This is a genomic window from Fibrobacter sp. UWH9, from assembly GCF_900129715.1.
GTDB lineage: Bacteria > Fibrobacterota > Fibrobacteria > Fibrobacterales > Fibrobacteraceae > Fibrobacter.
This window is the reverse complement of record NZ_FQWP01000001.1, coordinates 364,297-387,797: the sequence shown is the minus strand read 5'-3', so window position 1 is coordinate 387,797 and position 23,501 is coordinate 364,297. Positions and strand designations below refer to the sequence as shown.

Annotated in this window: 16 protein-coding genes and 3 tRNA genes; 7 read left to right on the top strand and 12 right to left on the bottom strand. The window is 49.2% G+C overall.

Annotation, left to right across the window (positions count from 1 at the left end):
* Positions 1–44: 44 nt before the first annotated feature.
* Genes BUB94_RS01710 through BUB94_RS01700 form a run of 3 tightly spaced genes read right to left on the bottom strand, consistent with a single transcriptional unit; the run spans position 45 to position 2,973 of the window.
* Entirely contained in the window at positions 45–1,052 is a 1,008-nt protein-coding gene (locus BUB94_RS01710) for a lysylphosphatidylglycerol synthase transmembrane domain-containing protein (protein WP_073233664.1), read from the bottom strand.
* A complete protein-coding gene (locus BUB94_RS01705) occupies positions 1,042–2,193 on the bottom strand; it encodes a glycosyltransferase family 4 protein (RefSeq protein WP_073233662.1) in 1,152 nt (383 codons plus the stop codon). Before BUB94_RS01705 ends, BUB94_RS01710 begins: the two co-directional genes overlap by 11 nt.
* A 3-nt stretch (positions 2,194–2,196) precedes the next feature.
* Positions 2,197–2,973 carry a class I SAM-dependent methyltransferase gene (locus BUB94_RS01700; RefSeq protein WP_073233660.1) on the bottom strand — a complete coding sequence of 259 codons (777 nt, stop codon included), beginning with the start codon at positions 2,971–2,973 and terminating at the stop codon, positions 2,197–2,199.
* Positions 2,974–3,230: 257 nt separating this feature from the next.
* On the opposite strand from BUB94_RS01700, the gene BUB94_RS01695 reads away from it, so the two are divergent.
* Positions 3,231–4,043 carry a sigma-70 family RNA polymerase sigma factor gene (locus BUB94_RS01695; RefSeq protein WP_073155865.1) on the top strand — a complete coding sequence of 271 codons (813 nt, stop codon included), beginning with the start codon at positions 3,231–3,233 and terminating at the stop codon, positions 4,041–4,043.
* A 236-nt stretch (positions 4,044–4,279) separates the two neighbouring features.
* Here BUB94_RS01695 and BUB94_RS01690 read toward each other — a convergent pair whose 3' ends face one another.
* The 3 genes from BUB94_RS01690 to hemW all read right to left on the bottom strand — a co-directional run bounded on the left by BUB94_RS01690 (position 4,280) and on the right by hemW (position 12,698).
* Positions 4,280–8,650: a hypothetical protein gene (locus BUB94_RS01690; RefSeq protein WP_139260096.1), complete on the bottom strand. Its 4,371-nt coding sequence runs from the start codon at positions 8,648–8,650 to the stop codon at positions 4,280–4,282.
* A gap of 23 nt (positions 8,651–8,673) precedes the next feature.
* The gene (locus BUB94_RS01685; protein WP_139259068.1) at positions 8,674–11,397 is read right to left on the bottom strand and encodes a hypothetical protein; all 2,724 of its coding nucleotides are present in this window, start codon (positions 11,395–11,397) and stop codon (positions 8,674–8,676) included.
* A gap of 155 nt (positions 11,398–11,552) precedes the next feature.
* A complete protein-coding gene (hemW, locus tag BUB94_RS01680; RefSeq protein ID WP_073233649.1) occupies positions 11,553–12,698 on the bottom strand; it encodes a radical SAM family heme chaperone HemW in 1,146 nt (381 codons plus the stop codon).
* Between the two features lie 102 nt (positions 12,699–12,800).
* Between hemW and BUB94_RS16645 the strand changes: the two genes are divergently transcribed.
* The 5 genes from BUB94_RS16645 to BUB94_RS01655 all read left to right on the top strand — a co-directional run bounded on the left by BUB94_RS16645 (position 12,801) and on the right by BUB94_RS01655 (position 14,883).
* Positions 12,801–12,944, top strand: coding sequence for a hypothetical protein (locus BUB94_RS16645; RefSeq protein ID WP_158535411.1), 144 nt, complete (start codon positions 12,801–12,803; stop codon positions 12,942–12,944).
* A gap of 13 nt (positions 12,945–12,957) precedes the next feature.
* Entirely contained in the window at positions 12,958–14,052 is a 1,095-nt protein-coding gene (locus BUB94_RS01670) for an adenylate/guanylate cyclase domain-containing protein (RefSeq protein WP_073155852.1), read from the top strand.
* 76 nt (positions 14,053–14,128) lie between these two features.
* A tRNA-Gly gene (locus BUB94_RS01665) sits at positions 14,129–14,201 on the top strand.
* Between the two features lie 170 nt (positions 14,202–14,371).
* Positions 14,372–14,444: transfer RNA gene (locus BUB94_RS01660), tRNA-Gly, on the top strand.
* A gap of 25 nt (positions 14,445–14,469) precedes the next feature.
* Positions 14,470–14,883 carry a hypothetical protein gene (locus tag BUB94_RS01655; RefSeq protein WP_073233645.1) on the top strand — a complete coding sequence of 138 codons (414 nt, stop codon included), beginning with the start codon at positions 14,470–14,472 and terminating at the stop codon, positions 14,881–14,883.
* 45 nt (positions 14,884–14,928) lie between these two features.
* Here the strand turns inward: BUB94_RS01655 and nrdG are convergent, their stop codons facing one another.
* From nrdG to BUB94_RS01640, 3 genes are all read right to left on the bottom strand, one after another.
* Positions 14,929–15,534, bottom strand: a complete 606-nt coding sequence (gene nrdG, locus BUB94_RS01650; RefSeq protein ID WP_083537980.1) for an anaerobic ribonucleoside-triphosphate reductase activating protein — start codon at positions 15,532–15,534, stop codon at positions 14,929–14,931.
* Between the two features lie 128 nt (positions 15,535–15,662).
* Entirely contained in the window at positions 15,663–15,821 is a 159-nt protein-coding gene (gene nrdD, locus BUB94_RS01645) for an anaerobic ribonucleoside-triphosphate reductase (protein WP_073155847.1), read from the bottom strand.
* Positions 15,822–15,922: 101 nt separating this feature from the next.
* Complete coding sequence (locus BUB94_RS01640) at positions 15,923–18,253, bottom strand: anaerobic ribonucleoside triphosphate reductase (RefSeq protein WP_073233643.1); 2,331 nt, start codon at positions 18,251–18,253, stop codon at positions 15,923–15,925.
* Positions 18,254–18,761: 508 nt separating this feature from the next.
* Between BUB94_RS01640 and BUB94_RS01635 the strand changes: the two genes are divergently transcribed.
* A complete protein-coding gene (locus BUB94_RS01635) occupies positions 18,762–19,754 on the top strand; it encodes a T9SS type A sorting domain-containing protein (protein WP_073233641.1) in 993 nt (330 codons plus the stop codon).
* A gap of 236 nt (positions 19,755–19,990) precedes the next feature.
* Here the strand turns inward: BUB94_RS01635 and BUB94_RS01630 are convergent.
* The 3 genes from BUB94_RS01630 to BUB94_RS01620 form a co-directional block, all read right to left on the bottom strand.
* Positions 19,991–20,063: transfer RNA gene (locus BUB94_RS01630), tRNA-Gly, on the bottom strand.
* Between the two features lie 86 nt (positions 20,064–20,149).
* On the bottom strand, positions 20,150–21,646 hold the full coding sequence (locus BUB94_RS01625; RefSeq protein WP_073233639.1) for a sodium:solute symporter: 1,497 nt from the start codon (positions 21,644–21,646) through the stop codon (positions 20,150–20,152).
* A gap of 18 nt (positions 21,647–21,664) precedes the next feature.
* Positions 21,665–23,497: a diguanylate cyclase gene (locus BUB94_RS01620; protein WP_073233744.1), complete on the bottom strand. Its 1,833-nt coding sequence runs from the start codon at positions 23,495–23,497 to the stop codon at positions 21,665–21,667.
* Positions 23,498–23,501 lie beyond the last annotated feature (4 nt).

Here is a 23,501-nt window from a genome sequence, read left to right as displayed (position 1 = left end):
ACAGAACGTCTAACCGTTCTATAAACGGACAAGTTAAGACAGCCCTAGTCGGCCTTCTCGGCAGGATCCGCATTTTTCGCAGATCCACCAAGCAAGAAAACGAAAGCCCCAAACAAGCTGAGAATCAAACTTACGAAGTAAGCCAGGAGCTGGATCACCACCGATTCCAGGTTAGGGACACCGGCTTTCGCAAACAAAGATTGAGCCAGCAATTCACGAGGGCCAAATCCGCCAATGGAAATAGGCAAGGCGCTAATAATCGCCACCAGCGGGATGTAGTAGAAATACCAGGAAATCGAAAGATCTACACCGACTGCAATTCCGCAAAAGAAATGCACAAGGATTCGCAAAGCCTGCGTCACCGCCGACAAACTGCTAATAGAAACCCAGAGTTTCACAGAACGGAAATGCTGAAAACGTTCAAACATACGGAGCATGCGAGCATTCACCTTCTCCGGGAAAACTTTCGCCATGATCTTACAAAGCAGTCGGCCGAGCCTACGACTAAAGAGGGAGGCGAACAAGGCGCAGAATCCAAGGCATATCCAGACTGAAGGCCACATAAAGGCACGCTGTTCCGCATCATGCATAAAGAACAGAAAACCGACAGCGAGTGCAAACAACGTAATAAAGAACAATCCAAACAGACGATCAAAGAACGTCGCCGTAAGTCCAGCCCCGACAGTATCCTGCCCGCCCTGCATGCGGATATCATAAACCTTCTTGGCGTCGCCACCAACATTACCGGGCATGAAGTTGTTAAAGAACAAGCCGACATAATACAACTTCAACAGACGTCCATAAGAAAGATGGACATTCTGACGCTCCAGCAAAAGTTTCCACTGCAAGCAAGCCGTAAAGTTAGACAAACCCAGACAAAGAAGCGCCAGCACAAACGGGAGCACGCTCTTGACAGTGAACAATTCGTACAAGTCCCCGACGTTCCAATCGGGCGCCAACACTATGTTCCTATACACAAAGTAAGCAGGAACCAGCGTCACCACCAGCTTCAGGCAGAACACCATAAAGGGCTTCATACGATTATTCTTCATCGTCACCCCCAACCTGATGTTGGATCACAAGATTCTGCATCAAGTTCAAAGTCATGTCAGCCGCAATATCCCAGCGGAATTCATCGGCATAAGCAGCGGCACCGGCCTCCAGGCGAGTCCTCAAGTCATCGTTACTATACAGGCGATCCATCTCAGAAGCGCAGGCATCCGTATCACCCGCCTGAAAGAGCAGGCCCGTCTCGCCATTACGCACACTGTCACGAAGACCAGGCACATCGCAGGCAATGGTCGTCGTACCAAGCTTCGCCGCTTCCACAACCGTAAGACCCCAGCCTTCCTTATAGCTAGTCTGCAGCAAGGCCGTGGCTCCGGCAAGCAGTTCACGTTTTCTTTTAGAACTGACAAAGCCAAGAAGGTCCACCTGACTTTCAAGATTATGCTGTTGCAACCAAGCAGGAAGTTTCTTCAACAACGGGCCATCACCCGCCACCACAAGTTTCACATCCGGATGATTCTTGGCAAACTTTACAAAAGCCTCAAGAGCCGTCCAGATTCCCTTATAGCGATGAACGCGGGACAGCCACAAGAAATAAGGCACGCCCATACCCGCAGAGGCAACGCTGCCAACGGAAGAACTATCCTCAACGCGGCAATCATCGGAACCGTTATAAATTACAGAAATACGGGACTCATCCACGCCGATCTCGTTCAGTTCGCGCTTGGTACTGGGACTCACCACCACAAAGGGTTCCTTTCGGTAGAACCACGGAATGATGGTCTCAAAGAGCCACACGCCCAAGGCAACCGGGAAGGACGCCTCATGGAAAATGGAACCACGCCACAAGTGATGCATCTGCACCAGCACAGGCTTCTTCGTCAGATAAGGTGTAAACAGGGGAAGCTTGTTCAGGTCTTCCACCACCACATCAAAATCAAATTCCCGATCCAACTTCTTTAAGTTCAGCGCCGTATTCACCTGGAACAGCAAATCGCCACCCTTGCGGATTACGGTAATTCCGTCCACTTCTTCCCGGGACTTACATCCAGGGAACGCGGTCGTAAACAGGACCACCTTGTGGCCCATCTGGGCAATTAACGAAAAAATTCGGTGTAGGTGCTTTTCGGCGCCCCCGGCAGCGGGGTGCAGTCGATCGCGATAGTTAACGACAAGTATGTTCATCAGCTAGGGCTTACGACCCAAGACTCCAATGCAAAGCTGAGTGTAATGCATAAGCGGATTGGTTTCCAGGGAATCCAGCAAGGAATCCTTGATCTTCTGGTAGGCCGTACCCTGCAAGGGATACTTAGGCAGTTCAATGCCCACCTTAAAGCCCAGTTCACGAACCATGCGATAATACAGATTGGGACGCATCCAGTCGCCATACTGGTAGACATTTTCAAAGCCAGCATCATTCATCAGCTTCTTCAGCTGGGGCATGGTAAACTGTTTTTCCCAACCGGCAAACCACTTATCCATAGCAATCAGGATATGCTTGATAACAGTGTAAGGATGAACCGTCTGGGGCACATCACAAAGGCAATGCCCACCATGCTTCACAATGCGGTAGTTTTCCTTAAGCAGGGGCAGCGAATCCTTGAAATGTTCAGCCAGACCCTGATGGAAAACCAGGTCAAAGGTATTATCCGGGAAGGGAGCCTTGAACGCATCACCGCGAACCAGATGAAGATTGGTCAGGTTTTCCTTTTCACGAAGGGAATTCACAATCTTCAGGCTATTTTCGGCAAAATCCAGGACATAGACTTCGGCTCCCAGGCGGGCCAGTTCCGCGCTATCGCGACCAGTACCGGCCCCCACTTCCAGAACCTTCAGCCCTTCCAGCTTAAAATTCTTCTTAATCGTTTCAATGACCGACGGGGACGAAGGGTAAACCTTGTCCATATCGTTCTTTCTTTTCCAAAACCTGTTCCAGACAGATTGATCGGGTTCTTTAATTGACATAACGAGCTAAATATACGAATTTGTCAAAAAGAAGTGGGCCCCCGATTTACGAATGCAACAAATACGAACATTCAGCCATAAGTCATAAAATAATGACAATTTTTGTTTAAATTTCAAGACAAAACATCTAATTTTTCTAAATTTCGTTACACGTCGTGAAATAAAATGCCCTTTTCGCCCTTTATTTCGCAAAAATTTACACTATTGGCACGCAACTTGCTTTAAAAAATGCGATATTAAAGGAGTAAGGTTTAAACATGCATATTGATTCTACTGATACTACTCTAAAGCGTTACCTAGAAGATATTCGTCGCACCGCTCCCCTCTCCAGAGATGAAGAACAGATTCTTTTCCAGAAAGCAAAAGAAGGCGATAAAATCGCCCGTAAAAAGCTGATCTCTGCAAATATGCGTTTCGTTTTGAAGGTGGCAATCCAGTACCGCGGTTGCCCCATCCCCCTGCCGGACCTGGTTAGCGAAGGTGCTATGGGCCTCGTCCGCGCCATTGAATCTTTCGAACACACCCGTGGCCTTAAGTTCATTTCTTATGGCGTGTGGTGGATCAAGGCTTATATTACCCGCGCTATCAACGAACAGGGCAACCTGATTCGTCTCCCTGCAAACCAGCACCTACGTGTGCGTAAGGCATTGCACGAACAGTCCCGCGGTAAGGAAATCAACGAAGAAATCCGCGAATTGATTCAGATCGGTCAGCGCGGCGTTTCTTTCGACAGCCCCCTGAAGGCAGACTCCAAGGCAACTTACGCCGAAGTGCTCCCCGATGGCGGCGCTTCCAATCCCGAAGCAGAATCCGAAATCCAGAGCGTCGAAGCATTGGCTCGCGACCTTATGGAACAGCTGCCGGAACGCGAAGCAAAGGTTATTACAGGCATCTTCGGTATCAACCAGGAAGCTCCTCAGACCCTCCGTGAAGTGGGCGAATCCATGAACATCTCCCACGAACGCGTGCGTCAGTTGCGTGACCAGGCACTCCGCCGTATCCGCAAGTACAACAGCAAGGAATTCCTCCAGGAAAAGAAAGACGCATTTTTGGCAGCCATTAACAAGTAATGGCCGCTTAGATGCAGGGGGCCCTGCACATCCCCTATGAGGACAATTCTCACTAAGGCAACAAAGTTGCCAAGTGTTCATTAGCCCTAGACCCCTTGGCAGACGATTTTTATCGTCTGCGTTTTTTGTAGGTACTGCCGGCGATCGCTTTGACGCAGGGGGCTCCGCCCACCTCATTGAACAGAAAAGGCTCCCGCGATTTTTGCGGAAGCCTTTTCATTTTCTAGGATAGCGGATTATTTCTTCTTGCTCTTTTTGCGGCGAACGCCCCACTTATCCTTAATCTCTTCTTCGATCTTCTTGTTTTCATAGCGGACCACCATCTTGAACTGGACGTTGTACACACCAGTTCCAACAAAGCGGCCGTTATGATCCTTGAAGTTCCAGTTCACGAAGACCTTCTTATCGGTTTCCAGGCAGTTGCCACCAAACTTGGGGCTGTTACAGGGAACCGTAATAATGGTGTCATTCACATACTGGCCCAAATGGTCGAAGAAGTTCACGATGAACGAGATGTAGACATCTTCAGGCTTCAGGGAATCCAGCACAGAAGGATCGTAGGAACCATCTACACCGACCTGAGCGCGATCCAGGAGCTGCGGCACGAAGCGTTCACCCAACTGAACCAGCTGACCCAAGGCGCCTTCCTTTTGCAGGTCTTCCTTAGTCGTCGACCCAGGCACATAGCGGAGGTTCACGGAGCTTACAGTCTGGAGAGTGTAGCTCTTATCGCCATCTTCGTCAACGACGCGATCATCATTGGCATCGAAGGTACCCATATTAGTAGCCTCAACCAAATGGTTCAGCAAGCCACCAATAATAACCGGCTGAGGATCGTCGCCAGCAACGTTGCCATAGTTATCCTTAATGGCATCCTTGGCACCCTTACGGACAATCAGGGAGTCGCCCGGCATAATGGTAGATACGCCACCATCCAGAATCAACTTGACAGAGTAGCCATCAGAGGACCATTCCATACGCATGGGATCCAGTTCGATAGTCTTTCCTCCATGAATATAGGAGAAGAAGTCTTCGCCCTTGAGGTTCTTGGTAAGAATCGGTTCAGAGAAGGTCACAATCAAGGTGTCAGCCTTGGAACCATAGCTCAGGAAGGCCTGAGAAACCACAGGAGACATCTTGTCAACCGGAGGCACGGTTTCTTCATTCACGAAGGTTTCATTAAACACGCTGTAGTACGTGTAGATGGTAGCCTCGGGCAGATCTTCGCGAATGCTGGTGACTCCAGAAGCCAGCGGAGTTGCGGCATGAACATCCCAGATGACTCGGGTAGAGTCCTTAGGATCAATACGCAATTCACCAGGCTGAGCCTGCAGCTGAATCAGCAAGCCTCTGCTGCTATACCACGGGAAGGACATGTACACAGACTCAAGATCTGCAGCCGTCAGCTTCTTGTCGAACACGGTCACAATCTGGTCCAGAACGCCGTCTCCATCGGTATCCCAGTATTCCGAGTTCTTTGCAGAGGCAAAGCGGTCCGTTACCGTCACAGGGATTTCACGATCGTATTCATCAGAAGTAATGTACGGCAAGCTGCTGAAGGTCACGTTAGGATACAGAGACACGCTATCCTTCTTGCCGCCCTTGAGATCAAAGGTCTTTGCAACCAGGATCACGATATCCTTTGTAGGCATGTACACTTTCTTAATCTGACCCACGTCGAAGCCATAACGTTCAGCTTCCTGCTTGAGCATAATCAGCATTTCAGGAGAACCAACGTCAGCCGGAATCAGATCAATACTGAACTGCAGGAACAGGGAGTCCATACCGTTAGCATTGCGGATTGCATATGCATCCTTAATCACAAAGCTACCCACTTCAACAATGGAAGATTCTCTACCATAAGTAGCACCCTTACCATCACCGTAGTAAATCAGAGCCTTTGCATCCTTCGGGAATTCGCCCACGGCCGGCAAGCCCTTGACCTTGCTTACGTCAACCAGGATTCGATCCTTGGAATCATTAAGCTTCGGATTAGCGCACTTGATAGTATCCTTACCCAGAACGATCTTCACGCTATCCAGATCATAGTTGCCGGAGAGGGAATCGTTCAGGAGAATTTCCATGTAGTCCAAGGTATTGTTGCCATCAGTATCCTTGATGTAACCGACACGAGCATCAGGAATAGGATCGTAGAAGGTGATGTTGTCGATGATAATCATTTCACCGCCACCTCTAACCTTAATGGCACCACCAGAAACCACCTTATCAGAAGTTACGTAGAAGGTCACGGAACCATCAGAGTTAACCTTGATGGTCTGAGTCTTGGTACCGCCATTTTCCTTATCGATCAAGGCGATTACAGATTCAGAAATAATTTCCAGGGAATCCACATCACCGAAGTATTCCTTCACCTTAGAAGAGTCCAGAGTAATTGCCAGAACCTGTCCAACCTTTGCGGTATTCTTTCCAGAGTTGTATTCCAGATTCAGAGAATCACCCTTGGGCTTATCATTCAGCAGGTAACTGTTACCATTAATTACCACGGAATTCTTAGTACCCGGAGTCGTGGGATTCAAGACGATTACGCTAGCCACGGCAGAGTCACCCTTGTCAAAGTCATCTGCAGAAGGATAGCTTTCGTAATCAGAACCTTCATTCTGGATGTAATCATCAGCACCATAGTAGACTCTGGAGGAGCTGGACTTTCCGTCAACATCTTCACCGGCTCCGATACTTCTGCTAGAAGAGGAATTGTTACCGGAATTACCGCCGTTGGAACCGCTGGAGCCATTGCCGCCATTGGAGCCGGAGCTGCCATTACCGCCATTGGAACCAGAGCTGCCATTGCCACCATTGGAACCGCTGGAGCCATTGCCGCCATTGGAGCCGGAGCTGCCATTGCCACCATTGGAACCGCTGGAGCCATTGCCGCCATTGGAGCCGGAGCTGCCATTGCCACCATTGGAACCGCTGGAACCATTGCCGCCATTGGAGCCGGAGCTGCCATTGCCGCCGTTGGAATCGCTGGAGCCATTGCCACCATTGGAGCCAGAGCTGCCATTACCATTGGAACCGCTGGAGCCATTGCCACCATTGGAACCAGAGCTGCCATTACCATTGGAACCGCTGGAGCCATTGCCACCATTGGAACCAGAGCTGCCATTACCATTGGAACCGCTGGAACCATTGCCACCGTTAGAGCCGGAACTACTATTAGAGTTAGAACTTCCGTTGGAATTGCTAGACTTGCCAGAAGTACTGGAGCCACCCTTAGAAGAGCTGCTTCCACCCAGGCTACTGCTAGATCCATTATAGGTAATCAAAGCAGAACTACTCTGATAGGTTTCTTCGGAAAGATCTTCGTCTGCGCCAGACGTACCACCAGCGCGGTCGACAATAACACCTTTAAGAGGGGCCAAATCGTCCAAAAAGTTGTCAATCCACTGCACATGGATAAGAATATTATCCTTGATCAGCTTTTGGGAATTGCCAACATAGTCCACAAAGACCATGTGGCCTGTGTTACTGGCAACAAACAAATGACCATAGCCATCGACAGTACCCTGGTCAAGGCGCCAACCGGTATAAGCACCATCCTTCGTTCTCGGGAGAGTCAAATTTTCAAGAGTTTCCTCAAAGAAATATTCACGCATATCGATGGTGGCGACCACCTTGGCCTTCAAGGCACCGTTTTCACGGTAGGGCTGAATCTGAACAATCTTGGAACCACCGAATACGAAGATGGTCTTGGAGTATTCATCATAAGTGGCACCATGAGCACCTTCCAAAGAGTCAATCAAGATCTTCGTGCCAAAGGATTTGATGACCTTTTCGCCCACCTTTCCACCATAGGTACCGATATTTCCTTCAGTTACCGTTACATAGGTTGTATCAGTGAAATACCCGAAATAGGCGCCACCCCTTCTCTCTTTAATTTTATCGGCAGTACAATTTTCGTGATTCGGTTCGCAACCACCACCCATATAGTCAGAATAGGTAAAGAACGCAGTTCCATCACCATCCCAAACTATCGTAGCAAGATTCTTATCCTTTCGGCGATTCGAAGCATTCGGTCTAAGTTCAACGTGATAACCCTTAGAAGAGAAGTTCTTCTCGGTCACATCCGTTTCGGTAGAGAACCTAAACAGAGGCCCAGGAATACCCGAACCCCACAAAATCTTCTGGGTAGGATCCATCATCAAGTGCCAAATACCAGAAGTCTCCTGAGCAGGAGTACCTGATTTCACAACACAGTTGTTTCCATTACCAGCAGTTTTGCTCACCTTATAGATGGTCTTCTGTTCCTGACCTGCAACAAGCAAATCACCATCAGGATGCTGAACAATACCGTCGGCACCATGAACACCATCATTGTAAGAACAAACCACCTTCTTATCAGAAGGTTTCATTAGCAGGTAGCCAGCACCGTTGTACTGATAGCTGATACCCTTGACACGGTCACCGACCCCATCATTCTGGTACTTTGTGTAGTACAGAGTAGCCTTGGAAGAGGGATGAGGGACAATGTCACCCACCTGCTGAATCCAAATACCGGTCGCCGGATTTTCCGGGGCGGGCATATTTGCGGCCACAGCGGAACCAGCCGCCATGAGCATAGCTGTTATGTATCTTGTAATCTTCTTCATATCACTACCCTCTGAAATCGTCCCTAGTGCTTAGTTGCGGAAACGCCCCATCTAAAGACTCTTTCAACTTTAAAATCTTCCTCTGCGCCGTACACGCGAATATTAAACTTTGCCAAATAGATACCGACGCCAACCTTACGGCCATTGTCGGAACGCATATTCCAGCGAACATACAACTTATCCGGATTTTCAAGGCAATTGCCGTCAAAGAACGGATCGTCGCAATCAATCTTGCCCGAGGCGTGTCCAACATATGCGCCAAGGTTTGTATACACATACAATTCCCACTTCAATCCGATTTTATCGATATCCACCTTGGATACACCATCAGAACCATTCTTCATAATGGTTGCAAAGCTGACATCCATCAGGACACCCAGAGAAGCCTTCTGTTCTTCGCTCAGTTCAGATTCCACATGGTCAAGAGTAAAGGGCTTTGCTCTTTCGCTCAGTTCTTCCATGCGGTTCAAGTCAGCCATAGAGGTTGTCTTCATAACCACACGAGGATCGCCCTTCACCATCACAGGAGGAGTGACTTCGGCAACGTTATTGCCCTCGAGATCCTTCAAGCCAGAAGTGAAGTTGTCAAAGCGAACAGAATCTGCAGGATTCATACGGCTAGTCAGATCAGCTCCTGCTTCCATCATAAAGGTAACGGTACGTCCACCGTTACTCCACTGAGCGTCACTCAAGTCGTAATGGACCCATTCCCCATCCACATAGAAGGCGAGGCAGTCATCGGTCAAGTTAAAGTTCTTATAATCGATGGGTTCAGAGAAGGTAACGGTAAAGCGATCCGGTTCCATTTCCTGGAAAGACTCAGGATTCAGGAAGGTCGTGGAAATAACAGGCGGCATATAGTCGTGCATTCCACAGAGTGTTTCTTCTTCGGTCTTTTCGCCGTCAATAGTAACCTTATTGATCAGCTTGGCATAGCCATATTCCTTACCCTTAGAAGAAACGGAATCAATAGAAGTCAGCATCGGCTTGATGTTGTACTTATCTGGATCCAGGGCATAACCAACCACCAGTCCATCGTCAGAAATGACCAGGTCATAGATGCTAGTCGGAACAATTTCAACAACATCACCATCCTTATCCAACCAGTAGAACTTCAATTCCAGATTCTTCAAGTCATCTTCTGTAATAGGAGTGCTGAAGCCCAGAGAAACACTATCCATACGGCCGTCACCATCTCGATCATAGAAGCCGTTATTTTCGTTGTCTGCATAAACACGGCCAGCGTTGTCAACAGGAACTTCCTTATTGTTCTTGGACGTAGGCACACCGTCAGCTGAAGTCAGGATGCCGTCGGGGCACTTATCCTTGCCGCAAACGGTTTCAATCTTGATCATGTCACCAACTTCAACCACGCCAGTCTTCACAACGAAGGTCCAGACATTGCCATCCTTCTTGACGGCATTGACATCAATGGCTTCTCCATTCAGGACCAGGCCACGACCAGAAGTCCAGGACTCATCCATGTCCTTGTTGAAACGGACAACCAGGGTGTCAGTCTTGCCATTGCCCTTGATCAGGGATGCAGACTGGATGGCGGCGCCGATGCTATCCTTCAGATCGGTCTTCAGGGTATCGCAGCGGTTGCCCAAGGTGGAACATACATAGGCCTTAACAGCACCGGTAGCGGAATCCTTCTGAAGTTTCACGCTCACATCGGGCAGGCCAAAGATATCTCCATTCTTATTTTCCTTGACATCGCCGGAATACTTCTTGAAAGATTCATCATCAGGCCAGCTGTAGTAGAAGCTGTCCACAGACACAGAATCCATATTGCCGCTGAACCAGGTAGCAATGCTATCGCCAATACCATCACCATCGGTATCATAAATGGCAGCACCGTCCAGAGAAGGCATATCCGGATTCTTGAACTGCAATTCGCCGGGGAACTTCTCATCCACAAGGAACTTGGTCTTGCCAGAGGAGTCCTTACCATCATCAAAGCCACCAAGAGTGAAGGTGGAACCATCGGTAACGGCCTTTGTTGCCACAACCAGGAAGCTGGACTTACCGTTTTCGATTTTCAGACGGACTGATCCATCACTCAAGGTCAGGTCGGAACCACTGGGGCTCAGGAACTTGAGGGATTTGCTATCGCCAAAAGCAGAGAAGAAGAAAGTCCTTTCAAGAGTGGAGTCCGTTCTGTCAGCCTGGGGGCCATAGGGAATAACAGCACGCACGTCAACTTTTACAGTATCGCCAACCTTGTAGTCCAGTTTAGACACATCGGTTATGACCTTACCATCAATGCTGTATTCCAGTTCCGGGGCATAGAAGTTATAGACAAGACTTACAATGGGATCGATATCCGATTCGGAGACTGCAGTACCCAGTTGGAAGTTCTCATAAGCGTAGTGGCCATAAATATTGACTTCGACAACAGAATCCGCACCGGAATTCACAGGAGTGAGATTTTTTATCTGAGTGGAGTCAGAAGCCTTGGTAACGGTCAGAGTGTCAGTGCTAACTTCCTTAGGGATGTAAACCAGGAAGTCCTTGTAAGGGATAGCATTCTTTCTCATGATGGCAGAATCCGGATCCACCACATAAAGCACTGCTGTTCGGGTAGACCAGATTCGGGCGTACTTGCAGCGGACGTCCGGTGTTGCCTTGGGGTCATTCTTGTTGTAGTTGACGCAGTCTACATTTTCGGCAAAGGCCGCTGTCGAGCAAATCAACAGGAGCAATAACGCCCACATAGCGGAGATATGTGACTTAAACAACTGCATCTTAAACCTCTAATCCAATTCAAAATTCAATAACAGGAGAAAAATGCATCCTTCTTTATGCAAATTCTCTTTTACAAAGATATGTTTTTTTTAAGAAAAAGCAAAAGGGGTTTACGCCTTTGTGACTTGAATCTCACGCTATTTTACAGTTTCATTTATTCCAATTCAGAATAGGAATTAGCCAAGTCCGTAACGATTTCATCCATAAAAATCCAACCTCGGCCGCAAAGCTTTAGGCGGTCATGATTTTCCATCGAAACGAACCCCTTCTTAAGCCATTTTTCGTATGAAGAGGGCGGCAGACGCACTCCAAATGAGCTAAGTCCTTGAAGATCAAGGCCTGACGACTGTCTTAATGACAGCCAGAGGAGTTCCATGAGCACATCCTCATCATTTAATTTATCAGTAGTAAGTCGGGATTCCGGTGCCCCCTCACGGACAAAATCCCTCCATCGAGGGTACATCTCCGGTGCATAGAAACGGGTGTTTCCCAAAAAACTATGGGCTCCCGGGCCAAAACCGGCATATTCTCCCCGGGACCAATAGTTCCGGTTATGGATGCTTTCGTAACCAGGGCGGGCAAAATTTGAGACTTCGTAACGTTCAAATCCTTTTCGACCAAGAAGTTCAACGCCGTTCAAGTACATTTCTTCATACAAATCTTCATCGATATTCAGCAGCCCCTTTGACACCTTTTGCCCTAACATAGACCTAGGCGAAACCGTTAGACCGTAAAAACTGATGTGATTCAAGTTAAAATCGGACAGCCGATCCACATCATTCAGGAAACTTCTAACAGTCTGACCGGGAAGATTGAACATCAAATCCCCAGAAACCTGAGCGCCGGAAGAAGTCAACAAGTCAAGAGCCTGGATACCCGCTTCCACAGAGTGGGAACGGCCTATGGTAGTCAACAAATTCCCGTCAAATGTCTGTAACCCCAGGCTAAAACGTCGAACTCCAAGTTCCAAAGCCTTCTCTACCGTATGCTTTCGGGTAGATTCCGGGTTAAATTCCATGGAAACTTCTTTTAGGGAGTCAACATCCACCCCCAAAGACCTCAAACAGCCAAAGATCTGGCTCAGGCAGTCCAACGGAAGAATCGACGGGGTTCCCCCACCGAGGTATAAGGTTTGCGCCGTCTTTAGCAATCCCGGATGGGCGGCATCAAAAAATTCAACCTCACGGCAAAGTAGATCCGTATACTCCTGATAGAGCTTCGGAAACGCAGGCATCACGTGAAAATCGCAATAATCGCAAATTTTCGCACAAAAAGGGATGTGAATATACAGTCCAAACATTTTTTTTACAACAGAATCTACTACTTTTAAAGAAACATTCACTGAAATTTAGATTATATAAGGTATATGGAGAATAACGAAAAGAAGAATTGGAAAAAGAAAATGAGGAAGCGCCTTCCCCTCATTCTCTTTTTGACGCTTTCTACCGTCATTTTCTTCTTGGCATCAACCCTTCTGCTGGACGACTCCTACAAAGACATCGTCATCATTGCCATGATCTGGGCCCTGCCGTTATTCATTCATTGACCGGGATACTCCTATGGCAATGACACGCATGACACAGCGTAAATTCAAGGCGATCTGTTTCTACATCCTGTCGTGGATTGTAGTTTCTATGGGTGCGACGGCCTTGTCTACCTACGGAAACATCGACGGCATGGACCCCACCAGATTGCTATTCATGTTGCAGTTGTCCCTGTTCACAGGTCTGTCCCACGGCATCTACGACGTGGTGATTCTTCAGGACGAAATGGACAGCCGCCCCGTGGCCACGTCCTTGTTAATCCGTTCCTGGTTTTTCTTGTCTAGCATTTGCGTCAACTTGATGCTCTGCATTCTAATCTGGTACATCGACAGCCGCGAAGGTCTTGTTAACGAGAATGCACTGCGCCAGGTACAGGCCGCATTTAAGGAACACGGTAACCAGGTTCTGATTGTCGGCTTGTTCCTCCTGGGCCACTTGATTACATTCGTCCGTTCAGTCCACAAAAAATTCGGATCTAGAGTCTTCATCAACACGGTCCTAGGCAAATACCAGGATCCAGTGGAAGAGGACCTGGTATTCATGTTCATCGACTTGAAGAATTCCACCACCATCTGTGAAGAACTGGGCAACATCAAATACAGCAACTTTATTCGAGACTACTACAAGCTTTTATCGAACTGTTGCGAAGAAAATCATGGAGAAATCTATCAGATTGCAGGCGATGGAGCCTTCATTACCTGGAAAACAAGTGCTTGTCGCAGCAGGGCAAGACCATTGAACTGCTTCTATGACTTCAAGGAATGCCTACACAACACCAAAAGACGCTTTTTGAGACGCTACGGAATTGCCCCAGACTTTAAGGCTGCGGCCCATTGCGGACAAGTGATCGCCACTGAGGTGGGAAACTTCGGAAGTGAAATGGCATACCATGGAGACGTTCTGAATACGACCGCCCGAATCCAGACGCTCTGTTCAAAGTTAGGCCAGGATTTCCTGATTTCGGAAGACCTGTTCGCCAAGCTCCCCCTCCCCTTGCCTCACAATTTCATGTGTTCCAAGGCAGGTCTTTTTGAACTTCGCGGAAAGAGAAACGGTACTTTGATATTCTCCTTGCAGCTGCCGGACTCTTTTAAAATCACGGAAGAATAATTTTTCAAAAAAATTAAATAAAATCTGAAAAGACCCTTTACAAGCTAAAAAAAAATAGTTAAATATGGCACACCCCGCGGGAATAGCTCAGTTGGTAGAGCACGACCTTGCCAAGGTCGGGGTCGAGGGTCCGAGTCCCTTTTCCCGCTCGAAAACAAAAGAACCACTCGTTGAGTGGTTCTTTTTGTTTTATCGTAAGAATGGAGTCGGGCGCGAGACCCCTCGGGGTCGGAGGTGCAGACAATACTCAAAAAAAATTTAAAGAAAACGCCACATCCCTTTACAAACCTCAAAAAAATATCTATATATGGGTCACCCCGCGGGAATAGCTCAGTTGGTAGAGCACGACCTTGCCAAGGTCGGGGTCGAGGGTCCGAGTCCCTTTTCCCGCTCGAAAACAAAAGAACCACTCGTTGAGTGGTTCTTTTTGCCTTTTTTGCAATTTCGATTTTTGCCGATCCTACAGTTTCCATATTCGTGAAGGACGCTTCCGAAATTGAAAACTTAAGAGCCGACCTTTCTGAACTAAAGGAAAGCCTTGGAGAAGAAAACGAAGCACTCAACAAGTTAATTGAGCAGGCCAACCGTATCGGCATCATGAACGACCGATGCCAAATGCTTTCTATCAACGACATTCTCGATGATAGTTGCGGCAAGTTCTATGCAGTGGAACTCCCGGAATTCGAAGCGAATTACATGGAAGTGACAGGAGAAATCCGTCTAGGCTCCATGACCATGTCGAACAATTTGGAACAGCGCACCCAGCAAATTGACGCCTGTGCAGAAGCCCCGTCCGCTGCATACAAGATTAGCTCAACTAAAGAAAACTAAACTCACAGCCTTAATAAAAAAGCCCAGGATTTAATCCTGGGTTTTCTATTCAAATAAATCCGGGTGTTCCTGCATTTCGTCCAGCTGAATCTGATGAAGGACGGCACGGCCCTGAGTCAAGCTGCTCTGGACATCGATAAGGCGCTGATTCCTGGAACCACGGAACTTGAGACTAAGGCTGCGTTGGGCCAAAACGAAGGGCCCATCCACCAGGATATCCGCAAAGGTCAGCAGTTCCATGCAATCCGGACGCTGTTCCTGGTGCGCGACGATGTACTCATAAGTATAGCCGGTGAAGACGACCAGATTCAGCCCACGTTCCTTGATTTCGCGGGCCAGGGGAACCAGAGTGGCCGCCTGTTCCATAGGATCGCCACCGCTAAAGGTAACACCATCCAGCAGAGGGTTCTCTTCGATCATGGAAAGGATTTCCGCCAGGGAAATCAAATGGCCGCCATTGAAATCATGGGTCTGGGGATTGTGGCATTCCAGACAATGGTGCTTACAGCCCTGGGTAAAGATGGAAAAACGAATGCCGGGACCGTCTACAAAGGATTCCGCCTCGATGCCAGCAATTCGGAGATTCTTGCCCTCAAAACCTTCGGGCACGGACAAGCCCAAATCTTCACGATCTTCTTCCTGATAGTCCATCTTTGCACCTTTACATCCGACGAATATTCAACAGGGAGCCTTTACAATTTACGGCTCCCTATCTCAAAGATACAAAAAAAGCCCACGGGTTCCCTTACAAAACGCAAGAAATACCGCAGGCTATTCAATTAGGCGTCGCCGCAGCAGCCGTGCTTGACACGGTCAGCGACTTCAGCGCGCTTTGCGTTGTTAAAACGATCTACGGTACCCACCAGGTAACCGGTAATGCGACGGATACGTTCGAAGCTTACGCCTTCGCCATACATGGATTTTTCTTTTTCGCTCATTTTTTTCTCCTTGACTAATTCAAGCCTAGTTCGTTTTCCTCTTATCTTGTTCCCTTCAAACCTCTTTGGCCATTATAGCCAATTCCGTGCCAAAAACCGCCCTAGCGAATTCCCAGGAATGCGGGCATGCCCGGGAACTTCTTGCGAAGTTCCTCGATCTTCTGAGGATCGATAGCGTGACCATCTGCGCGACCGCAACGGGGGCAGCAGTCATTGATGACGCCGACGTAACCGCAAACTGGGTCACGGTCAACCGGGTGGTTAATAGAGCCGTAGCCAATGCCGGACTTTGCCATAAAGCGAACGATCTTTTCGAAAGCATCCAGATTCTGGGTCGGATCGCCATCCATTTCGATGTAGCTGATATGGCCCGCATTGGTGAGGGCGTGGTACGGAGCTTCAAGTTCAATCTTCTTGAATGCGCTAATCTTGTAGTATACCGGCACATGGAAGGAGTTGGTATAGTAATCGCGGTCGGTAACGCCCGGAATAACGCCAAACTTCTTCTTGTCCATACGGAGGAAGCGGCCAGAGAGGCCTTCTGCGGGAGTAGCGAACAGGGTGATGTTCACGCCCAGACGCTTGGATTCGCTATCGCAGAATTCACGCATGTGCTGTATAATTTCGAGACCCAGGCGCTGAGAAGCCTCAGATTCGCCGTGGTGCTTTCCGGTGAGAGCCACCAGAGTTTCGGCAAGGCCGATAAAACCGATAGAAAGCGTGCCATCCTTAAGAACTTCGCGAACTTCGTCGTTCCAGCCAAGCTTATCGGAACCAATCCAGATGCCCTGACCCATGAGGAAGGGGAAGTTCTTGACGCGCTTGCGGCACTGGACTTCCATACGTTCCAGGAGCTGATCGCGGACCAGAGCCAGCATACGGTCCAGTTCCTTGTAGAACAGATCCAGGCTCTTCATCTTGATTGCGATGCGAGGAAGGTTGATGGAAGTAAAGCTCAGGTTGCCACGACCGAAGGTAATTTCGTGATCGGGGCGTGCAGAGTTACCGATAACGCGGGTACGGCACCCCATGTAAGCAATTTCAGTTTCGGGATGGCCCGGCTTGTAGTACTGCAGATTGTACGGAGCATCCTGGAAGCTGAAGTTGGGGAAAAGTCTCTTTGCGGAAACACGGCAGGCCAACTTGAACAGGTCATAGTTGGGATCACCCGGATTCATGCTGACGCCTTCCTTGACACGGAAAATCTGGATGGGGAAGATTGCGGTTTCGCCACCACCCAGACCTTCTTCAGTGGTAAGGAGCAGGTTGCGCATGACCATCTGGGCTTCGGGAGCGGTACACATACCGTAGTTGATGCTGGAGAACGGAGTCTGGGCACCGGCACGGCTGTGCATAGAGTTCAAATTATGCACGAAAGCTTCCATAGCCTGGAAGGTAGCCTTGTCCGTTTCTTCGTAAGCCTGCTTTTCGGCAAACTTCTGGGCATGCATGGTAGTTTCAACGCCGTAGGTCTTGGAAAGTTCGTGTGTTTCGGTTTCAACGAAGCGTTCGTTGGGAACCAAAGTTGCAACCATTCCCATTTCAGCCATTTCTTCGTGAAGCTTCTTGACTACGGGGCGAACTTCTTCTTCGCTCTTGCCAGCCAGAAGCATAAGGGCCTTGACCATGTTGTTCAGGTAGGCCTTGCGATAAGTAATGCGGACGCCATCGGCCATGGCGTAATCAAAGTTAGGAACAGCCTGACCGCCATGCTGGTCGTTCTGGTTAGACTGAATGGCAATAGCAGCCAATGCGGCGTAGCTACGGATATCCTTGGGTTCACGGAGGTGGCCATGACCGGTATTAAAGCCATTCTTGAAAAGCTTCAGCAGGTCGATCTGGCAGCAAGTCATGGTGAGGGCGTAGAAGTCCAGATCGTGGATATGGATATCGCCTTCGGAGTGAGCACGGCTGTGTTCCGGCTTCAGCATCATCATGGTGTAGAAATGCTTAGCAGATTCGGAACCGTACTTGAGCATGGTGCCCATGGCGGTATCGCCATCGATATTTGCGTTTTCGCGCTTGAGATCGGATTCCTTTGCAGAACTGAAAGTAATGTCGCGGAGGGTGTGCATAAGGCGAGTGTTCACTTCACGAACGCGGGTACGTTCTGCACGGTATAGGATGTAGCTCTTAACGGTATCGGCATAGCCGCCTTCAGTAAGGGCCTTTTCTACAGCATCCTGGATTTCTTCAATATCGGGGGAACTCTTGCCGCTGGCTTCCAAAAGGGAAACAGCTTCGGCGGAAACCTTGAGGGCGGTGCTGTTAAGAATATCATCGTTGCCGAGGAGGCTCATCTGGCTCTGCGCGGCCTTGATCTGATCATCAAGTTCGCCGGAGGCACGGAATGCCTTAACAATGGCGTCAGCAATCTTTTCGATATTAAACGGCATTTCTCTGCCGTCGCGCTTCTTAACAGAAACAATCATCGTCATCCCTTCGGCCAGCCGACACAAAATATCGAATCTAGCCCCGCAAAAATCGTAATATTCTCTTCAATCCTATCGTGTCAATCACCGAAATCAGTCTACCAAAACCGCCTTTTTTCCTGAATACTCAAGCAAAACGCCAATTTCTTACAATAAACTTTTTATTTCGCGATTTCACTACATCTTGTGTTCAAGCACCACACCCAACCACAAGATGTGGCCTACAAGATAATAAAACATAACTCCCTTGTGGACGTTATTTCTTAAAATTTTCAAAAAATTTTCTGAGTTTTCCTCAACGGCAAGCCTATCAACAATCTGTAAACACAGCATATTTTTAACGCATCAATCGCTAACTCTTTATATCATAAGTAGTTAGACTAAAGTAGTATTTTCGTAAGTTTTCTACAAACTAAAATTAAACTTTTTCTTTACAAAAGTCTTGCTTTTTCTCAAAAATAGAGTATACTCAGGGTATAACCTTAGGAATGGTTAAGGAGATACAAAAATGAATAAGAAAATCATTGTCGCTGCAGTCGCAGCATTATCCGCCGTTTCCATGGCAGAAACCGTCAACAACGATATCTGGTTCAACGGAACAAGTCAAATCGCCAACACCACAAAAGAAAGCCTGGAACCCAATTACGAGAGTTCCTCTTACTGGTATGATTACGACGACCGTGCCAACGATAAAGGCGGTTCCTACATTAAGTACCCCTACGATTCTACTGGCAATTACGGCTCTTTCATCCAGCCAATGATCGACAGTTTGGGTTACATCTTTGTAAAGTATGTACTTGTGGACCCAACTACCACAGGTCAAAATGAAGAATACCCATACAATTTCGTCGGAATGGGCTTCAACCTTGTAGGTGCAGCACAGGCCCCCCTCGACATAACCTCCGCCGAGGGTCTCTGCGCCACATACACATCAGATAGTGACGTCACATTGACGATTGACGCAGACGGCACAGGCAACGCCTCCTGTTCAGCCAAGCTAACCAAAACAGCCACCCCGACTTTGGTCGATCTGGACTTCAGCAAATTCAGCCAACCCACGTGGACACCTGCAGCACAGAAGGTTTCCAGTTGTGCTGAAGCTTTTGCAAAGGCAACCGCGGTCAAATTCCAGATTGACGGACAGGCTTCCGACGCCCAGGGCGCATTGCGCATTTTCGAGGTCGGTCCCAAGGGAACTTGTAAGGGAGAAAAGGCTGTTTCCCAGAAAGAAGAGTCTGCAAACTCCTATGACCATCACGCAGACCCAGACGCCATTTCTCAGAAGGCTGTCTCTGCAGCAAACGCAAGCCTTTCTGGCAGAATCCTTTCCTTTAGCGGAATCAAGAGCGCCTCTTACGAAATTGCAAACGTCCAGGGCCAGGTCGTAAAGAGCGGCAAGGTCGAAGCATCCATCAACTTGGCAGGCCTCAAGGCAGGAATCTACATGGTTCGTATTTCGGGCAAATCCGTAAATATGAACAAGAAGATCCTTCTGAAGTAAAAAGTCATACTTTAAAGAATAGAAAGAGGATTCCGGCAACGGGATCCTCTTTTCGTATGTCGAAACGCAGCCGCGGACACCGTAGGCGGGAAAAGGGAATGTTCGTCCGCAGTCTCCGAGGGGGCTCGCACACAATCCGATTTTTGCCGTACCCTCTTCGAGAGGCGCTCGGATTCCCTTCCGCTACTTCAAAAAATGAAAAAAGACATCCATTCGGATGTCTTTTCACATTTTAGAGCGGGAAAAGGGACTCGGACCCTCGACCCCGACCTTGGCAAGGTCGTGCTCTACCAACTGAGCTATTCCCGCGAGGATGGCCCATATATAGCTATTTATTTTTCACTTGTAAAGGGATATGGGCCATTTTTTCAACTTTTTTTTAAAGTTTGCTTTTTTTACCTGCGATTCAACATATTAGCCAGGAAATTTACCCCTACGGCTACCACAATGGTAGTGGTCATGCTGATCAAGGGCATCCAGGGCCAGCTAAAGATTCCGCCGAGAACTGCAGGCACACCGAAAGCGGGGATTCCCTGAACAAGAATCAGGCTACCCATACCGCAGAGGACGGCAATGATGACGCACCAGCCACGAAGTTTCTTGGGACTATCGTCGCCACCGAACAGTTTATTGGCGAAAAAGGCCAGCAGGAACATGCCCAGCAGCGGTCCTGTAAAGAGGCCCGTAAAGAACACGGCGTTCTTCAAAAGGCTCCCCTGCTGGGTAGCGGCAAAGAGTGCGCCGAACACGCCCAGAACACCCCACAGCACCGTCCAAAGCTTTGCGCGCTTGAGACCGCCCAGGCCTTCATTTTCCTTCCAGCCAAAGAAATCTCTTTCAGAAGTATTGCTGAGAGAATTGATGGCGCCTGAAAGAGAGCTCATGGCGGCTGCACAGATAGCGGCAACAATCAAGCCGGTTACACCCTGGGGCAGACCATTTACGATAAAGTAAGGAAAGACGTCATTCTGTCCGAGACCTGTAGGAAGAGGAGCCGCGTGGGCCGTCTGGTAGTAAACATAAAGGGCGGCACCAACCCAGTAGAATAGGATAGAAACCACAACACCCAGCACCATGGACAGCACGCTGGAACGGTTAGCCGCCTTCACGTCCTTGCAACTGAGGTAGCGTTGTACAAACTGCTGGTCGCAACCGCGGATGGCGATTTCAAGAACGGCGTAGGCAAAGCCTGCGGAAATCAGGGTGCGGGCATTGGAGATATCCAGGCTACCGTCGAACCACTTTGTCTTGCCGGCCTCCCCTGCCATGCGGGCCATTTCGCCAAGGCCACCTACAGAATTGGAAATGATGAAAAGCACCAAGGCGCCACCGCCAAAGAAGACGATGAACTGCATCACGTCGGTCCAGATGACAGCCTTGATACCGCCGAACCAGGTGTAGAAAATGGCCACTGCCGCAGAAACGATAATCGCCACCTTCAGGTCAATGTGCAAAATTTGAGCGAGCACCAGGGACGGAGCGTACAGCAGAATTCCTGTGCGGAGCAACAAGTGCATGCAGTAGAAGATGGCCGCCAGACGACGGACCGGTCTGCTGAAACGAACTTCAAACAATTCGTAGGCGCTACTAATGCCGGAATTCTGGAATCGGGGAATGAAGACCTTCCCCACCACGAAGATACTGATGAAGGCGCCGATCTGGAACATGAGGAAAGTCATGTTGTCGCCATACACATCGGCAGGAGCCCCCAGGAATGTGGTGGCGCTGACGGAGGTGGCGATAAGACTAATACCAACGGCAATCCAGGGCATGGATCCACCGCCAAGCATGTACTCCTTCAAGTTCTTGTTGCCGCGGGAAACCCACAGGCCGATGAAGAGGGAAAACAGCAAATAGGCGGCCAGGACCAGCCAGTCAACTAAAGTAAACATCTTCCCTCCTGAAGGGCTTTATGCTTTGGGAGCCATGGATTCTTCGTCAAGTTCGTAACGGACAACGCGGTTACGGCCGCCTTCCTTGGCGCGATACAGAGCCTGGTCGGCGTTGTTCACGGCCTTCTTCATGTCGTGGAAGTCCGGAGTGACCAGGAAGGCGCCAATGCTGACGGAAACCTTGAGGGGCTTTGTCTGATGGACGTCGATGGCCAGCATTTCGACAGCCTTGCGGATGCGTTCAGCCTTTTCCATCATACCTTCAGCCGTGGTTTCCACCATGCCCACCACGAATTCTTCACCACCGTAACGGGCCACCACGTCGATATCCTTTCGCATTTCGGAGCTGACGGTGTCGGCGATGCTCTTGATAACCACGTCACCGATGGGATGTCCGTAGGTGTCGTTGACGCGCTTGAAGTGGTCGATGTCCATCATGAGAACGCCGATGTTGTACTTCTTGCGGTCGGCGCGAACCTTTTCGGAGCGCAGACTTTCGTGGAGCGTGCGGTGGTTGATAAGACCGGTGAGGCCGTCGCGCATGGCCAGGTCACGGCCATGCTCGAACTTTCGAGCGCGATCGTAGGCGAAGCCTGCGACGCCAGCGAAGGCCTTGAGCAGTTCCTTTTCGTGTTCGCTATACGGTCTGGAGCTGCTGCTTTCAAGGCAGATGGCCATATCTGCAGTAGCCGCATCTGTTTCGGTAGCCACTGGCATCACGAACAGCTGACGCAAATTCAAGTTACGCTTTTCGTTATCGCTAAGGCGGGGCACATATTCGTTGTAACCCGGAGTAAAGCTGCGTTCCACCGGACGGTTGCGCATCATGGCCAGCACGAAGATACCCTTGTCAGAAAGGGTAAAACGCTTCTCGGAGAACTGACTGGATTCGATACCATCGCAGTACACCACACGTCCAGCACTTTCATTCACCTTATTCATGGCAAGAATCGTCAGACGGTCGTAGGCCACGTTAGCCTTCACATAGTTGATAATCTGCTTATAGATGTCCTTCACAGTCATGGTCTGGAAGAACTTACGCTGATAGTTGTAAAGACCAGCGTACTGCTGCAGGGCGATATGCTTCTGGGCAGAGTAGAAGCCCTTGTAATCAAGCATGGAAATCGCCTTGGCAATATAAACCAGGGCCTGGGCCGTCTTATCGGTAAATGCGTTAGGCGCAGTGGAATCCAGAACCAGGATACCGACGCGGTTGCCGCTATGGTCCAGCATAGGGACAGCCACCACAGACTTCACCGGAGGATTGTCCAGGTAGAACGACAGAACCTTGCTACTAGGCAAATCGCCTTCGAGGATGCGGCTCACACCGGATCTGAACATCTGACTCAGCAGGCTTCCACTTTCCGAAAGGCGTGTGCTGGGATTCACGGACATTTCCTTGTCGTTTACATAATTGCGAACACCCCATTCCCTGGGGTTATTCTGCTGGGTAAACACAATGGCGGTATTCACTCCGGGAACGATGACCTTCAACGCACAAAGCATGTCGGTCATGGCACGGTTAATATCAGCATTGGCACGGGCCCATACCTGGCTCACCTTGAAGGCGGCCTCAGGTTCGTTAGCCCTGTCATGATCATTGCGGAACTCGGAAATCAAATCGGGGGACACAACAGGATTAGTGTTGGTAGATCGGGGCCCGATAGAGATAATGGGAATATTGCTAGTCGGATTCTGGCTGTTAGGACCACCTGCCAGACGAGGACGATTCAACCAGGCCAGTACAAAGGCCACAATGGCAAAGGGAATCAGGAACAGGAGCATTCCACCATGGAACGCCAAGCCAAGCAGAAGACCTGCCACGATAAAAAGTATTTCGGCAACAGACATAGAC